This window comes from Nocardia aurantia (assembly GCF_009604425.1).
GTDB lineage: Bacteria > Actinomycetota > Actinomycetes > Mycobacteriales > Mycobacteriaceae > Nocardia > Nocardia aurantia.
Genome location: NZ_WEGI01000001.1, coordinates 313,249 through 328,407 on the forward strand (window position 1 = coordinate 313,249; position 15,159 = coordinate 328,407).

The following is a 15,159-nucleotide window of genomic DNA, read 5'->3' on the forward strand; positions in this document are numbered from 1 at the left end:
GGGGTGACAATCGGGGCGATCGATCCGGCGAGACGATCGTGGACTCGCACGCCCCGGGTGTCGCCGCCGGTCGAGCGCCGCGGCAAGGCACCAGGGAGATCCGGATGGCTGATTCGTTTTTCGTGGACGAATCGGGCCTGCGCGCGACGGTGGACGACCTCCGCCGGCTCGCGGACGAGGGGTCGCAGATGCTGGCGGCGCTACAGGACGCCGTCGATCACCAGCGCCAACCCTGGGGCACCGACGAGACCGGTGCGCAATTCGCGAAGAACTACGTTCCGGACGCCGACCGCGGAATGCAGAACCTGCGAGAACTCGTGTCGAATCTGCACGACCTCGGCGACAGCGTCGCCGCGGCCGCCGAATCGTTCGACCGGCAGGACGCGTTGGGCGCGGCGGCGGTGGACCGACCGAACGCCGGTGATCCGTTCGCACCCTCGATCTCCGCCCCGCCGGCGGCCACCATCGTCGGTCCGCCGCCCGCCGCCCAGACGAATCTCGTTGCGACGGAGGCCGTCTCTCCCACCCGCGCCACCGCGCCGGTCTCCGGCGTCGGCCCGACTGCCGCTTCTCCGATGGCCCGGAAGCCGGTCTCGGCGGGTGATCTGCGATCAACAGCACCCGAACGATCTGCGTTGCAGCCGAATTCGGCGAAACCGGCGAACGCGGAAGCCGATGGTCCAGCCAGGCAACCGGAAAACACTGTGCCGCAACAGGATTCTACATCCGAGGCCGAGCCGGAAAACGATGGCGCCGGACCGGGACCGACGACAGGCACGTTCCCCTCGGCGAACACATCGGCCGCCTCGAATTCGACGCACTCGAAGGACAATCCGCCGACAACCGAAACACGCTCCGGCACACCGTGGTCCGCGCGAGGCGCCGCGAGCAACCCCTGGGCCAGGCCGGCCGACGGCACGCAGCAGAGCGCGTCGCCACCGCGAGTGTCCCCACCTCAGAACGGGTCGCCACCGCGAGTGTCCCCACCTCGCCGCGCGGATCGGCCACCGCGGCCCGATCGCACCGGCGCCCCGCCGAAGCGGACCGGACAACGGCGGATCCCCGAGCGCGGCACCCCGGTGATCGACGCCGAAGCGCTGCGCCTGGTCCGCGAGGCCGCCGCACGTCACGGACTGGAGCTGTCCGGATTCGACACCTGCGGAATCGGGATGACCGCCGCCCGCGAACTGGTCGCCGCACTCGGCGCGCTGCTACCCGAGTATCCGAACCTGCTGCGTGCCCGCGAAGGCGCTGCCCGGGACCGGGCGGACGCTCCGGACGAGACGCCGCCGCGTAGCCGGAGGCCCACGCACGCCCAGGATGATGTGGACCGGAGTCCGGTGGATGCTGCGGACACGCCGCCGCGTGGTCGGAGGTTCGCGCATGCCGAGGATGGTGCGGACCGGGACCCGGTGGACACGCTGGACACGGCGTCGTCGAGTGGTCGGAGGCCCGCGCGCGCCGAGGATGATGTGGACCGGAGTCCGGTGGATGCTGCGGACACGCCGTCGAGTGGTCGGAGGCCCGCGCACGCCCAGGATGGTGTGGACCGGAATCCGGCGGACGCTCTGGACGAGGCGTCGCCGGCCGGCCCGAACTCGAGGCGCGGTCTCGATGATGCGGCCGGAGATCCCGCGACCGCGGTGAATGGGACGTTGCCCAGACAGTGGAACTCGGCGGGTGGTCCCGATGGTGCCGTTCGGGATTCGGTGGTGGCACTGGAGGACATGCTCCCGAGTGGCTGGAACTCGGCGCGTGCCGAAGACGACGCGGCGGTGGCTGCGGTGGACCGGGGAGTGCCGGGAGGTTCGGGCCGGTTGTACGGCTCCGACGATGCGGAGCGAGGTCCGGCGATCGACCGAGGGCTACCGGAATGCCCGAAACCGTTGCGAGGCATCGAAGTAGCGCGGCGACCGGGGCCGAGGTCCCGGGTCGAGGTCCGGGACGTGCCGGGCGGGGTCGCGCTGTGGATCGTGCTCGACCCGGACGCGGTGGTGGACCTCGCCCTGCTCGGGAACGTCGCCGGGGTCACCGAGGCCGTGGCCGAGATCGGCCGGGCCCGGCCGATGTACGCCACGATCGTCCGGGAAATCGGTGCCGCCCTGGCGATCTCGGTGTCCGAACCGGTGCGACGCCGAGTGCAGCGCGAGTTGATCGTCGAATACCTGCGCGTCAGCGGTACCCGGATCAGCGGGATGCGAGCGGATCCACTGAGTGTGATCGTCGCGGGGTACCGCGGCTGGCGAGATCTGCTGGGGGCAAACTGTTTCGACCGTTGCGTACTGCGGCCGCGCGCGGCGCTCGGTGCGGGATTCGCGGAGGTGGAGCTGTGCGGCGCGGGGGCCGGCGAGGCGGCCCGCGTGCTGCATCGGCTCGTGGTAGCGGCGGCCGGATGATCTCGGCGCTGCCCGCCAACTTCCCGGTCGGACTGGTCGAACCGGTCCTCGGGCCGCGTCCCGACGGCAATCCGGACGAAATGCGCCGGCGCGCGGATCGGCTCAGCGACACCGCGACGGTCTGCCGCTCGATCTCGGCAGCGCTGTCCGCCCGGGCGGCGGCGACGCCCGCGATCCTGAACGGGGACACCGGTACGAACCTGACCAGCCGGTTGCGGGCCACGGCGACCGCCTGGAACGGTGCGGCGGACTATCACGACAGCCTCGCGCTTCAGGTGCACGAAGGCGCGAACTCGATCGAGGAGGGGCAGCTCACCTGGGAGGGGATGGGCATCGTGCTGGTCGCGCAGTTGGCCGTGGACGCCATGCTGCTGCAGGCGGGCGCGGCGAAGGCCACCGCCGATCGGATCCAGGCGCGTCAGGGCTGGCGCGCTTTCGTGATCCGGCTGCTCGATCGCATGACCGCGCGCGGCCTCACCTTCACCGCCACCCGGTCCCGCATGCTGATCACCGCGACCCTGACCGGCGGTATCGCCGGCGCGGGCGTGCCGCTGATCGCCGAAGCACTGCAGATCGCCGCCGGGCATCGTCGCGGGATCGACCTGGAGACCGTCACGGTCGGTGGGGTCAGCGGCCTGGTCGGCGGGTTCACCGGCGGCCTGACCGGAATGGCGCTGGGGCCCCGGGTCGATCGATGGCTGGGCCGGCGGGTGACGAACCCGGTGCGGGCGACGATCCTGCGGACCTTGGCGCTCGGCGCCGGCGGTGGCGCCGGCGGCGCGCTGCCGGGCACCTTCGCGGCGAGCCTGACCCAGGCGGCGTTCACCGGTGATTTCCGGTTCGACGGCAGCAGCCTGCGAACGAATCTGATGACCGGTGTGGTCGGTGGCGTCGTCGGTGGCACCGTCTCCGCCCTGCACACTGGGCGCACGATTCCGGACCCGATTTCCGTCACAGGTCTGCGCCCCGGCGATCCCGGATCCGTCGCACTGGTCGAGAACACCGTGGCGGGCCATCTGGACGGCTGGTCCGACCCGGCGCACGTACGGGACATCGCGCGGGTCGCGGGCGACGCCGTGCGCCGCGGCCGGGGCGCCCTCGCCCTCGAACTCGGCCGGCCCGGCGCGCAACGCGTCCGCCTCGAGCTGACCGACTCGGCCGGCGAGACCAGCCGCACCCGGGTGATCTGGGAACTGGACCGCACCCCCGGCCCGGTGGAACCGGTCTTCGCACGGGATTCCACCCCACCGCCCGAGCGGACCGCCGACGAACTGCTCGCGAACTTCGGCGACGACCGCGCGGATCACCTGCTGGCCAACGATTCCGCCGAGATACCCGAATACCAGCGCCGGGTGCCGGAAGTCCGGGCCGCCCTCGGCCGTCGACTCGACGCCGAGATCGAATCCGGCCGGGTCGACCTCACCGCGGACCGGGTGCACGGCGCCCTGACCGCCTATTCGGAGCTGTACACCAACGCGGCGTCCTATTCGCCGGACCATACGGTCCACACGGCCGTCGACCCGATCGCAGCCGACGGCCGCCGCGGCCTGCGCATTACCGTCCGCAACGACCTCGCCCCCGGCCAGGCCGCCGAACTACCGCCCTGGACCGCGAACCCGCCGGACCCGCTCCGCGAGGGCGGTCGCGGCACCGCCCTGGTCCACGAACTGAGCAACGGCCTGGCCGAACGCGTGATCACCATCGGCAGCGACCACATCGAGGTCGCCCACTCCTTCGAACTGTGGGAGCCCGGGGACGGTACCGGAACTCTCCTCGGCCCACCCTCCGACGGCAACTCCGATCGCTTCGCCGCATCGGCGGACCACCCCGCGGACGGCACCGACGCTCATGCCGGTGCCCGATCGGCCGATGGCGATGTTGGTCGTCGCGTCGCGTCGGCGGACCTGCCCGCGGACGGCACCGACGCTCATGCCGGTGCCCGATCGGCCGATGGCGATGTTGGTCGTCGCGTCGCGTCGGCGGACCTGCCCGCGGACGGCACCGACGCTCATGCCGGTGCCCGGTCGGCCGATGGCGATGTTGGTCGTCGCGGTGCGCCGGCGGATGTGCCGGCGGACGGCACTGAAACTCGTGCCGGTGTCCGGCTGACCGATGGCGATGCTGGTCGCCGCGCCGCGTCGGTGGACGTGCCCGGGGAAGGGGTTCGCGTAACCGATGCGCCGGATTCGGCGGTGACCGATCGGCGGGTGGCGGAGTTGTTGTCGCGCCGCCCCGAGGTCGCCAACCGGTATCTCCGGCTCGTCGGCGCTGTCGACGACCTCGCCCATACTCTGCCCGTCGACGGGCACGCCCTGCTGACGGCTTCCCCGCAGCGACGGTCGGAACTGTTGCGGGAGTTGGGCGGACGGCCGGAGTCCGGGGGCCGAAGGCTGTCCAGCCTGCTGGATCGGTTCGACGCCACCACCGCCGAACTCCGCGCGCTCGATGCCGAGATCGCTCACCTGCGGGTACCCGGTCGACCCGCCGACGCAGACCTCCGACCTCCGGACTCGTTGCCCGACGCGCCGGACGAGGCCGGGATTCCCCGGGATGCGTCCGCCGACGATCCCGGGCCCCGGACCCGGCCGGCCGCCACCGGAACGGAAAGCCGCACATCGGCCGCAAACCCCGAAATTGGCACGCGGGGATCGGCTTCGGACCCTGAAAGCCGGGCACGGGGACCGGCTTCGGATCCCGAAAGCGGCACGCGGGAATCAGCCTCGGACCCTGAGAGCCGGTCACGAGGATCGGCGTCGGATCCCGAAAGCGGCACGCGGGGAACGGCTTCGGATCCCGAGAGCCGGGCACGGGGATCGGCGTCGGATCCTGAAAGCGGCACGCGGGAATCAGCCTCGGAGCCCGAAAACCGCAGGCCAGCATGGGTTCCGGAGCCCGACGGCCGCAACCGGGCCGATGGTTCCTCGACGCCGGTGGCCCGGCCGCCCGGCCCGCGCGATCCCGGGCAGGTCACCGCGTTCGGGGACGACGGACCGGGGTTCGGTCCGGCGGCGGCGCACGGGCCGCCGGGTGAGCCGTCCGGATCGATGGCGGATCGCCTGGCCGAACTCGTCGCCCAGCGGGCCGCGGTGGTGCGGAACGAGGCATGGGCCGCCCTGACCGAACGCACGGCGGATCTGCCGTTCGGCCCGGAACAGGTGATCTCCGGCGAATACCGGGACTACCTGGTGGATCCGGTGAAGCGGGCCGAATTCGAGTCGGCCACATCGGGTTCGGGGGAGGTCGGCCGCCTCACCCGGGTCGCGGAGTTGGAGCGCGACGCCGCACGATATCGCGCGGCAGGGGAACCGGTGTCGCGCGATCCCGGTGGCGTGGCGGCGATTCCGGTCGTGACACATCCGGCGGAACTCGATCCGGCGGTGGCCGGATCGCTGGTCGCGGATGTGATCGAGAGCCGGTTGCTCGGCAAGTCGGCGATCTACGGGAGCGGCCGGGTCGCGCCGGAGATGCACCTTTTCGACCAGTGGGCGAAATCGGAACGGGTGGACGGGATGCCCGGGTTCACCATCAACACGGTAGCCAACTGCATCAAACTGCCGCTGTACGCGGGGGCGCTCGGTGGTGTCATCGACCGCGGTTATCTGCGTACGCTGACCCGTTTCGAATGGTGGGACGACCATCTGGTCGACCGGGGTGACGGGCTGGTCTGGCAGGACGAGCGGGCGGTCGCGCAAGACGAGAAGGAGCAGCACAGCCGGGTGAATCGGCTGGCCATGGCACCGCACGGCCTGCGCGACTACGGCGGTGCCGGCGCCCCGCCGCCGAGTCGTGGTGATCTGGTCTACTTCGACGGACTGGGCCATGTGGCGGTCGCCACCGGCCGCGTCGCCGCGGACGGCTCGCCGGAGTTGTTCTCCTTCTGGCCCCACGACGTATGGCCGCGACCGGACACCGTCCATCTCTCCTCGATCGACACCGAGTCCAGCCGGCTGCGGGAGATCAATGGAGTGCCCGATGTCCACGTGGAGTACGGCGCCGGTCCCTGGGGTCGCGGTGCCGGGCGGTTCGAGCATCTGATGACCGAATGGATGCAGCGGTACTGAGGCGGCCCTCAGTCCTCGCGCGACGCCACCCAGTCCACCGCCACCGATTCGCCCCGGTCCACGGTGAAGAAGGCGACCTCCAGATGCCGGCCGAGGTCGACGAGTTCGATCGCGTTCAGCGGCACCGGCGCCACGATGCGGACCCGCCAGGGCGCGGGTTCGTCCCAGGCGTACAGCTCCAGGTCCAGGCGCAGGACCGGGTTGTCCCGGCCGGTGTAGTCGGCGGCGACCGGGGTGGCGGACAGCACGGTGGCGTCGGCGCGCCGGCCGTCGGCGAGAATCTTCGCGATGCTGACCCGGCCGGTCTCGCCGGGCGCGGCCGGATGCAGCACCAACCGGTCGCGGTCGCCCGGATCGACCCGGCAGCCGACCACGTCGCCGGGCTGCATCAACAGCAGATCGGCCTCGGGGACGCGTTGCCGGACGCGGGTCTCGTACGGGATCAGCCCGTCGATCCGCACCTGGACCCAGAAGCGGTCGGCGCGGACGCCGAGGATCGTGGCCGTGCCCGCGAGCCCGCGGCGCAGCAACTCGCGCTGCGCCGTCTCGGACACGGCCGTGTGCCACAGGGTGAAGGCGTGCATACCGTATCGGCGGGTCGCGGGCCGCGGATCCGCGCGCCGCACCGTCCCCTCCGGTCGTCGACCATCCATGCCAACACGGTAGCCGGAACGTGTCGGACATCACTTTCCGAGGTCGTCGGGCATGATTCCGGAAGGTTGCCGCTCGCCGGTGACCCGCGCGCGAGGGAGACGCCGGTCACGCTCTAGGCTGGTCACCATGACCGCTGCGTTCCCGACCATCCCCGACGACCTGAAGCCCGTTGACGGCCGTTTCGGCTGCGGCCCGTCCAAAGTCCGGCCCGAGCAGTTGCGATCTCTGGTGGAGGTCGGCGCCTCGGTGTTCGGCACCAGTCATCGGCAGAAGCCGGTCAAGGATGTGGTGGCGCGGGTGCGTTCCGGGTTGCGCGAATTGTTCTCGCTGCCCGAGGGTTACGAGGTGGTGCTCGGCAACGGCGGCACCACGGCGTTCTGGGACGCGGCCGCGTTCGGCCTGATCCGGGAGCGGTCGCTGCACCTCACCTACGGTGAGTTCAGCTCGAAGTTCGCCTCGGTGGCCAAGAAGAACCCGTTCGTCGGCGACCCGATCGTCGTCTCGACGGATCCGGGTACCGCGCCGGAGCCGGTCGCCGATCCGGCGGCCGACCTCATCGCGTGGGCGCACAACGAGACCTCCACCGGCGTGGCCGTGCCCGTGCAGCGGCCGGCCGGGTCCGAGCACGCGCTGATCGCGATCGACGCCACCTCGGGTGCCGGTGGGTTGCCGGTCAGCGTCGCCGATTCCGACATCTACTACTTCGCTCCGCAGAAGTGCTTCGCGGCCGACGGCGGGCTGTGGGTGGCGCTGATGAGCCCCGCGGCGCTGGAACGGGTTTCGGAGATCGCCGAATCCGGCCGCTACACGCCGGAATTCCTGTCGCTGCCGATCGCGATCGACAACAGCGGCAAGGATCAGACCTACAACACCCCGGCGCTGGCCACGCTGCTGTTGTTCGCCGATCAGATCGAGTGGATCAACGGCAACGGCGGTCTGGACTGGGCGGTGAAGCGCACGCTGGATTCCTCGTCGCGGCTGTACTCCTGGGCCGAGTCCAGCGAGTTCGCCACCCCGTTCGTCGCCGATCCGGCGCTGCGGTCGCAGGTCGTGGGCACCGTCGACTTCACCGACGCGGTCGACGCGGCGCAGGTCGCGAAGGTCTTGCGGGCCAACGGCATCGTCGACACGGAGCCGTATCGCAAGCTGGGCCGCAACCAGTTGCGGGTCGGCATGTTCCCGGCGATCGACCCGGAGGATGTGTCGCAGCTGACCCGCAGTATCGACTGGGTCGTGCAGAATCTGGCCGGTTAGATTCCCGGCCCGCGGTTTTCGCGCGGCCGAATCCGTCCGTGACGACGCCCGGTTCCGCGACTCGCGGGCCGGGCGTCGCGCGATTTCCGATTTTCCGGTGGCTGATTCCCGCGTGGCCGGAGCCCCTTCCGCGGATCCGCCCGCGCGCCGCCGTATCGGGAATTCGATTGCGGCACGACGCTTTTCCGGCCCGTAAGCAGTGCCGATCGGCACTGTCCCGAGCAGGTGGAACTCAGCAGATTAGCCCTATGCGGTTGGGGGGCGGTAGATTTTCGGGCAGCGTGTCTTGCCCCACGAATCTCAGAAGTGCACTACTGTTCCAGAAAGTGGGCGGTGTCGCGGAGCCGACGCGATAAGGAGGTAACGGTGCGTGAACTTCGAGTGATCGGATTGACGCCCGATTCCACGCACATCGTGTGCATCGATACCGAGACCGGCCAGAAGTATCGGCTCGCCGCTGACGAGAAATTGCGCGCTGCCGCCCGCGGAGACCTTGCCCGATTCGGCCAGATCGAGATCGAAACGGAAGCGACTATGCGTCCTCGCGATATCCAGGCTCGTATCCGTGCCGGTGCCTCCGTGGAGCAGGTCACGGAAGAATCCGGAATGCCCGCCAGCCGGGTCGAGCGGTTCGCCTACCCGGTGTTGCTGGAGCGCGCCCGGGCCGCGGAACTGGCGCAGCGAGCGCATCCGGTACGCAAGGACGGTCCGGCGGTGGAAACCCTGATCGAGGTGGTTTCCTCGGCGTTCTCCGAGCGCGGGCACAACATCGATATCGCCGAATGGGATGCCTGGAAGGACGAAAAGGGCTACTGGGTCGCCCAATTGCAGTGGCAGGCGGGCCGTTCGGTCATCGCCGCGCATTGGCGCTATCAGCCCGACGCGCACGGTGGTTCGGTGTCGCCGCTGGACGATCCGGCCTCGGATCTGGTCGATCCCGATTTCGGCCGGGCGCTGCGCGGATTGGCCACGATCCTGCCCGAGCCCGCCGCCGCATCCGGTTCGGCCGAACCGGCCGCGGCCCCCGCGCCCGCCGCGCGAGGTGAGGGCGCCACCGCGGCCCGCGCCGCGGCGGAGCGCAGCCAGCAGGGCTTCGACGAGTACTACGAGCCGCGAGCGGCCGTGGGCGGCAATGCCGTTCCGGTGACGGCCGGCGCCGCACCGAAGACCGCCGCGGCGGCGCAGCCCGCCCAGGCGCCCACCACCCCGGCACCGCAGCCCGCCGCCGCACAGCCGGGCGGTACCGCCGCGGCGCCGCCCGCTGCACCGCAGCCGGTTTCGCCGCAACCCGCCGCCCCGGCGGCCGCGGCCCCCGCGCAGCCGGCCACCCCGCCGGCCGCGGAACCCGCACCGGCCCCGGCGAAGTCGGCTCCGGCCAAGTCCACACCCGCCGCGGCGAAGGCCACGCCCGCCAAGGCCACGCCGAAGACCCGGGCCAAGCGGGGTGGCAAGGCGCCCATGCCGTCCTGGGAGGACGTGCTGCTCGGCGTCCGCAGTTCCGGTCACTGAGTCCGTCGCGTCCCGGCCCGCGCGGCCGGGACGCGCGAATGATCTTGACACGCGCTGTCCGGGACATCGAAGCGCACCGATTTCGCCGCTCGGGGGAGTAGATTTTTCGTATGCCCTCGGTTCGGATCGAGGGTGTCGGCAGGTCTCGGAGGCGGGCCCGCTTCCGCCCTTCGAGTTTGCTGAAGAGTAGCTCTGCTTACTCTCACGAGCATCGGGAGGTGCCCGAAGTGCCGTCCACAGCTTCGTCCCTCTGGTATGTCGACGACCCCGATCCGGTGGCCGTGCTGCGCCGCCGCCCGGTTCCCGACCCGGAGGCCGCGCTCGCGCTCGCCAAGCAACTCCACCCCGACTGCGATGTGATCCCGGCTGCCTCGGGTTCGCTGGAGGTCTGGGCGGGGCCCGATCCGGGTTCCATCTACATCGGCTGCTTCCCCGGCCTGACGGTGGTGTGCACCGCCGCGGCCGCGGTCACCAGGCCGACCGGGTTGCCGGAGTTGCTGATTCGGCCGCTCGCCTCGGAGCACACCTATCTGGTGTCCTACGACGTGCCGCGCGCCTGGGGCGCGTTCGCGCACTGGGAGCGCGGCGAGTTCCGGCGGTCGTTCAGTGCCACCCGCGTCACCATCCTCGAGGACGAGGGACTGCCGCTGGTGTGGGAACGACCGTTCTGGGCCGGCGAGCATCCGGTGCCGCTGCGGCTCGGCGAACGGCCGGACCCGCAGATCCTGCCGTTCGATCCGCCCGACTTCGCCGGCGAGGCCAATGCCGAATGGCTCGGATTCCACTATCGGGCAGCCGAATCCGACGGCGCGGTGCGGCCGGCGGACATTCCGGTCAGCGGTTTCACGCTGTTCCCGAAGGGGCAGGCGCCCGCGGTGGCGGTCCCCGACGATGCCGAATCGGCCACGCACACCCGATGGTTCGGCTGGTTGCGCAACCGCGACCGGGTGGGCTGACCGCGCCGGCCGATCAGGCGAGGATCGCGGAGATCAGCAACAGGAGCCAGCCGAGGAGCACACCCCCGGCGACTCCGCCGAGCACCCAGCGCGTCACCACGAGGCCACGCCAGCGCCAGACCGTCGGCGCCACACCGCCGACCGCGATCACGTTCACCACCACCGCCAGCAGCCAGCCCACGTGCGGGACCTCGGCGAGGGCCACCCCGAACGCGTAGACGCCGACGGTGGTGAGCAGACCGACGACAACGGCGACCGCGAGACCGGCCGCCCACGGCGTCGGCTCGGGGTAGTACCCGTGGCGGGTCCCGTCCGGTGGCATCACGAGGCGCGCACCCTTTCGTAGAAGGCCATCGCCGCGGCGGTGGCCACGTTCAGCGAGTCGGTGCCCGCCGACATCGGGATGCGGGCCCGCACATCGCTCGCGGTCATCGCGGCCGCGGTCAGTCCCGGACCCTCCGCGCCGAGCAGCAGTGCCACCCGCTCCCCGGTCAGGGCCGCGGCCAGCGTCGCCGCGGCCGGATCGGGGGTCAGGGCGATGATCCGGAAGCCGTTGTCCCGCAACAGCTCCAGACTATCGGGCCAGGTCGGCAACTGGGCGAACGGCACCCGCAGCACATGTCCCATGGAGACCCGCACCGCGCGCCGATACAGCGGATCGGCGCACCGATCGCCGAACAGTATCGCGTCGGCCCCGAGCCCGGCCGCGTTGCGGAAGATCGAACCGATGTTCTCGTGGTCGTTGACGCCCTCCAGCACCGCGACCGTGCGCGCGGTCGCCAGCAGCCCGGCCGGATCCAGCTCCGCCGGCCGCCGGGCCGCGGCCAGCACACCGCGATTGAGATGGAAGCCGACCACCTCCGCCATCACCTCCGCGCTCGCCCGGTAGCAGGGGACGTCGACGCCGGCCAGATCGTCGGCCAGCTGCGCGAATCGGCGATCGACCCCGAACAGCGCGAACGGCGGAAAACGCGAGGTCAGCATGCGTTGCACCACGACCACGCCCTCGGCCAGCACCAGACCGCGGCCGCCGGGCCGGTCCGGCCGGCGGTCGGCGGCGCTGAGGTCGCGGAAGTCGGCGACCCGGGGGTCGTCCGGGTCATCGATGTCGATCACTACGGCCACGGATCACCATCCTGCACCCCCGGATGCGTATTGTTGTTCCCGGCCACTGGCGACCCCGCGAGAATTATCGCCGTGCGGCGAAGCGCGACGCCGGAGGTGTCCTACCGTCGACAGAAAGAGGATCCATGACGAAGCCGGAAGTCGAGTTCCAGGACGGCCCCGCGCCCACCACGCTGGTGATCGAGGATCTCGTCACCGGCGACGGTCCGGAGGCGGTGCCGGGCGGCACCGTCGAGGTCCACTACGTGGGTGTCGAGTACGACACCGGCGAGGAATTCGACTCCTCCTGGAATCGTGGCGAATCCATCACATTCCCGCTGCGCGGCCTGATCCAGGGCTGGCAGGACGGCATCCCGGGCATGAAGGTCGGCGGCCGCCGGCAGCTGACCATCCCGCCGGAGCTGGCCTACGGGCGCGCCGGCGCCGGTCATCAGCTGTCCGGCAAGACCCTGGTCTTCGTGATCGATCTGCTCAACGTCGTCAACTGACGTGGTGCGGGCGGGTTCCGGCGTCGCGCCGGAACTCGCCGCCCGCTACTTCCGCACGATCTCGACCGGATCGGTGAGCGATTCAGCGATCGCCGACTGCTGCGAGCTGCTGTGCCCGGGCAGCGCGGTGAGCGCTTTCCCGGTCTGGGTGTTCAGATTTCCCACGATCTGCTGCAACTGCTGAACCCCGCCGCTGAGCTGGGAGAGCGCGCTCACCAGGGCCGCGGAACCCTGATCGGCCAGCTGGGGGATCTGCTGGGCCATCCCGGCGCCCGTGTTCAGCAGCGTGCCCGCCTCGTCGAGGCGTTTCACCGCGTCGCGCAACAGGGTTGCCAGCGGAGTGTCGGGATCGGTACTGCTGCCGGCCAATTGGGCGAAGCCCCGCAGCTGCCCGGCCGCCTGGTCCGCCACCCCGCGCAGCGCGTCCAATTTGCCGATGACATCGGTCAATTGGGGATCGGCCGCGAACGGCAACGCGCGCAGCACCGTGACCGCCTGGTCCAGCCCGGTGCCCAGCTGGGTCGCCGAGGTGGTCACCTGGCCCAGCGTCAGCCCCGACTCGTCCAGCGCGCCCGCCAGGCCCGACGCGGTCGAGCGGACCGCGACCAGCGCGTCGTTCAGCTGGCCGATACCCGCGGTCAGCTCACCGGCCCCGCTCTTGGCGGTGTCCAGGAAACCCAGCATCTGGTCGGCGCCCGCGGAGAACTCCCCGGAGGCTCCGGCGGCGGCCTGCACACCGGCGCCGAGCAATTGGGTGGTGAACGCCGCCTGCTGCACCGAACCGCGCGCGGTGGCGATGGCCGCCAGCACCTCGTCGACACCGGCGGCGCCGACCCGGCGGGTCACCTCGCCCACCGCGTCGTCGACCACATGGGCGTCGGCGCGCCGATTGCTCGCCACGGTGACCTGCGCGCGGTGCGGGGAGGCGGTGGCGAGGGTGCCGATCGAGGTCGACAGATCGGCCGGCAACGTGATCACCGCCGCGTAGTCGTCGGTGCTCACCCCCGCCTTCGCGACGGTCCAGTCGCGGGAGTGGCTGTCCTGCAAGGCTTTCACGATGCGGGCGCCGGTCGGACCGGTATCCGCGTTCACCAGCGCGATCCCGGTCGGCGCGCTGCCGGGCCGCAGCCACAGCGCCGCGCCACCGGCGACGGCGGCCACGACGAGCACGATCACGGCGAGCAGGATCCAGGGAAGGCGTCTACCGAACACGGACGAACCGTAGCGGGCGTACCGCCCGCCTATTCTGGCGCATCTCTGAGGATTCGGTAAGGGTCCCCGGATCCGGCGCGTGGATCGTGCCGAATCCGGCGAGATGGCTTGGTACCGAGCGGGGTTCGCGGCGCGGGCGGCCACGCCGGCCGATCAGCGCTCCGGCAGCGTCAGCACCAGGCGGACCCCGCCCAGCGTGCCGTCGTCGAAACAGGCTCGGCCGCCGTGTAATTGGGCCTGCTGCGCGACCAGGGCCAGGCCCAGGCCGGAGCCGCCCTTACTGGCGTCCCGGCCGCGCACGAAGCGCTGGAACACCGCGTCGCGTTCCAGCGGCGGGATACCGCGGCCGTTGTCATCGATCGACAGCACGATCGCGCCGTCGGCGATCCGGTGCGCCGAGACCAGCGCCTCGGTCGCGCCGCCGTGCCGCACCGAATTCGTGAGCGCGTTGTCGACGGCCAGCCGCAGCCCGGTCGGCAGGCCGTGGATGATCAGCTCCGGATCCGCGTCGATGCGCACCGTCAGCGCCGGATAGTGCCGCATGGCGTCGTGCGCCGCCTGATCCACCAGGTCGGCGAGGTCGGTCTCCACCAGATCGCTGTCGTTGGTGAGCTCCCCGGCGGCCAGCCGTTCCAGCGCCGCGAGCGTGGCCTCCACCCGGCCCTGGCTGCGCTGCAGATCGTCGAGGATCTCCGCGCGCTGCGCCTCGTCCAGATCCAGCGTGCGCAGCACCTCCAGGTCGGTGCGCATCGCGGTGAGCGGGGTCCGCAGTTCGTGCGCGGACACCGCGGAGAAATCGCGCGCGGTCTCCAGCGCCGCGGCGGTCGCGGCCTGGGCCCGAGTGACCCGCTCCAGCAGGCCGTTCAGGGCGTCGGCGAGCTGTTCCGCCTCGCGGACCCCGGAACCGTTTACCGGCTCCTCCGGTTGCCCGGTCGCGCCGTACGACCCGACCTGTTCGGTGAGATGGACGATCGGCCGCACCGCCCGCCCGCCGAACACCCAGCCCAGCCCGGCGGTGGCGGCGATCGTCAGCAGGGCCGCGGCCAGCACCCAGCGGCGCTGCTCGGAGGTGGCGTGATAGGCCTGGGTGAGCGGGATGCCGATCGAGACGGTCCGGCCGCGCGGCTGATTGTCGGTGGTCGTGAGCACCCGGAACGGGACGCCGTCCAGCGAGATGGTCTGCGATCCCGGCCGCAACTCCGGCAGATGGACGCTGGTACTCGACACCACCGTGCTGTCGTCGCGGACCGTCACCGCCAGATCGTGATTGGGCCCGACCAGGGAGAGCACGCCGACCGCGATCACCGGCTGGATCAGCACGATCCGCGCGGCGATGGTCAGTTCCTGATCCGCCTGGGCCAGATTGTTGCGTTCCAGCGCCTGCACCGACAGCCAGCTCACCACCGCGGCGATGACGGTCGCGCCCAGGGCCGTCGCCGCCGCCACGCGGGTGCGCAGCGAATACGAGCCGCGCCGCCGCCGATGGGCGCACATCGCCCCGGCG

The 15,159-nt window shown here is 71.3% G+C and carries 11 protein-coding genes; 6 read left to right on the forward strand and 5 right to left on the reverse strand.

All coding sequences use genetic code 11. The annotated features are described in order from the left end of the window. Window positions 1-104: 104 nt before the first annotated feature. The gene (locus NRB56_RS01505) at window positions 105-2,396 is read left to right on the forward strand and encodes a hypothetical protein (RefSeq protein ID WP_153338652.1); all 2,292 of its coding nucleotides are present in this window, start codon (window positions 105-107) and stop codon (window positions 2,394-2,396) included. Next, window positions 2,393-6,457, forward strand: a complete 4,065-nt coding sequence (locus NRB56_RS01510; protein WP_153338653.1) for a hypothetical protein — start codon at window positions 2,393-2,395, stop codon at window positions 6,455-6,457. The genes NRB56_RS01505 and NRB56_RS01510 overlap by 4 nt, the downstream gene beginning before the upstream one ends. A gap of 8 nt (window positions 6,458-6,465) precedes the next feature. Here the strand turns inward: NRB56_RS01510 and NRB56_RS01515 are convergent, their stop codons facing one another. Beyond that, window positions 6,466-7,110 carry a hypothetical protein gene (locus tag NRB56_RS01515; protein ID WP_227837051.1) on the reverse strand — a complete coding sequence of 215 codons (645 nt, stop codon included), beginning with the start codon at window positions 7,108-7,110 and terminating at the stop codon, window positions 6,466-6,468. Between the two features lie 127 nt (window positions 7,111-7,237). On the opposite strand from NRB56_RS01515, the gene serC reads away from it, so the two are divergent. The 3 genes from serC to NRB56_RS01530 all read left to right on the forward strand — a co-directional run bounded on the left by serC (window position 7,238) and on the right by NRB56_RS01530 (window position 10,830). Then, window positions 7,238-8,365, forward strand: a complete 1,128-nt coding sequence (gene serC, locus NRB56_RS01520) for a phosphoserine transaminase (protein WP_153338654.1) — start codon at window positions 7,238-7,240, stop codon at window positions 8,363-8,365. Window positions 8,366-8,731: 366 nt separating this feature from the next. Then, a complete protein-coding gene (sepH, locus tag NRB56_RS01525) occupies window positions 8,732-9,874 on the forward strand; it encodes a septation protein SepH (protein ID WP_319942417.1) in 1,143 nt (380 codons plus the stop codon). Window positions 9,875-10,101: 227 nt separating this feature from the next. Continuing rightward, window positions 10,102-10,830, forward strand: a complete 729-nt coding sequence (locus tag NRB56_RS01530; protein WP_319942418.1) for a DUF6928 family protein — start codon at window positions 10,102-10,104, stop codon at window positions 10,828-10,830. Between the two features lie 13 nt (window positions 10,831-10,843). Here the strand turns inward: NRB56_RS01530 and NRB56_RS01535 are convergent, their stop codons facing one another. Together NRB56_RS01535 and NRB56_RS01540 are read right to left on the reverse strand one after the other, a co-directional pair. Continuing rightward, window positions 10,844-11,152, reverse strand: coding sequence for a DUF2537 domain-containing protein (locus tag NRB56_RS01535; protein WP_153338655.1), 309 nt, complete (start codon window positions 11,150-11,152; stop codon window positions 10,844-10,846). Beyond that, entirely contained in the window at window positions 11,152-11,955 is an 804-nt protein-coding gene (locus tag NRB56_RS01540) for a TrmH family RNA methyltransferase (RefSeq protein WP_319942419.1), read from the reverse strand. Before NRB56_RS01540 ends, NRB56_RS01535 begins: the two co-directional genes overlap by 1 nt. Before the next feature lie 125 nt (window positions 11,956-12,080). Between NRB56_RS01540 and NRB56_RS01545 the strand changes: the two genes are divergently transcribed. After that, the gene (locus tag NRB56_RS01545; RefSeq protein WP_153338656.1) at window positions 12,081-12,443 is read left to right on the forward strand and encodes an FKBP-type peptidyl-prolyl cis-trans isomerase; all 363 of its coding nucleotides are present in this window, start codon (window positions 12,081-12,083) and stop codon (window positions 12,441-12,443) included. A gap of 45 nt (window positions 12,444-12,488) precedes the next feature. Here the strand turns inward: NRB56_RS01545 and NRB56_RS01550 are convergent, their stop codons facing one another. Together NRB56_RS01550 and NRB56_RS01555 are read right to left on the reverse strand one after the other, a co-directional pair. Continuing rightward, the gene (locus tag NRB56_RS01550; protein ID WP_319942420.1) at window positions 12,489-13,655 is read right to left on the reverse strand and encodes a YhgE/Pip domain-containing protein; all 1,167 of its coding nucleotides are present in this window, start codon (window positions 13,653-13,655) and stop codon (window positions 12,489-12,491) included. Between the two features lie 153 nt (window positions 13,656-13,808). Beyond that, on the reverse strand, window positions 13,809-15,149 hold the full coding sequence (locus NRB56_RS01555) for a sensor histidine kinase (RefSeq protein WP_153339005.1): 1,341 nt from the start codon (window positions 15,147-15,149) through the stop codon (window positions 13,809-13,811). Window positions 15,150-15,159 lie beyond the last annotated feature (10 nt).

Coding starts and splice junctions, on each gene's coding strand:
- NRB56_RS01505 (WP_153338652.1), top strand. CDS start 105: ATGGCTGATTCGTTTTTCGTGGACGAATCGGGCCTGCGCGCGACGGTG.
- serC (WP_153338654.1), top strand. CDS start 7,238: ATGACCGCTGCGTTCCCGACCATCCCCGACGACCTGAAGCCCGTTGAC.
- NRB56_RS01545 (WP_153338656.1), top strand. CDS start 12,081: ATGACGAAGCCGGAAGTCGAGTTCCAGGACGGCCCCGCGCCCACCACG.
- NRB56_RS01510 (WP_153338653.1), top strand. CDS start 2,393: ATGATCTCGGCGCTGCCCGCCAACTTCCCGGTCGGACTGGTCGAACCG.
- NRB56_RS01555 (WP_153339005.1), bottom strand. CDS start 15,149: ATGTGCGCCCATCGGCGGCGGCGCGGCTCGTATTCGCTGCGCACCCGC.
- NRB56_RS01515 (WP_227837051.1), bottom strand. CDS start 7,110: ATGGATGGTCGACGACCGGAGGGGACGGTGCGGCGCGCGGATCCGCGG.
- NRB56_RS01535 (WP_153338655.1), bottom strand. CDS start 11,152: ATGCCACCGGACGGGACCCGCCACGGGTACTACCCCGAGCCGACGCCG.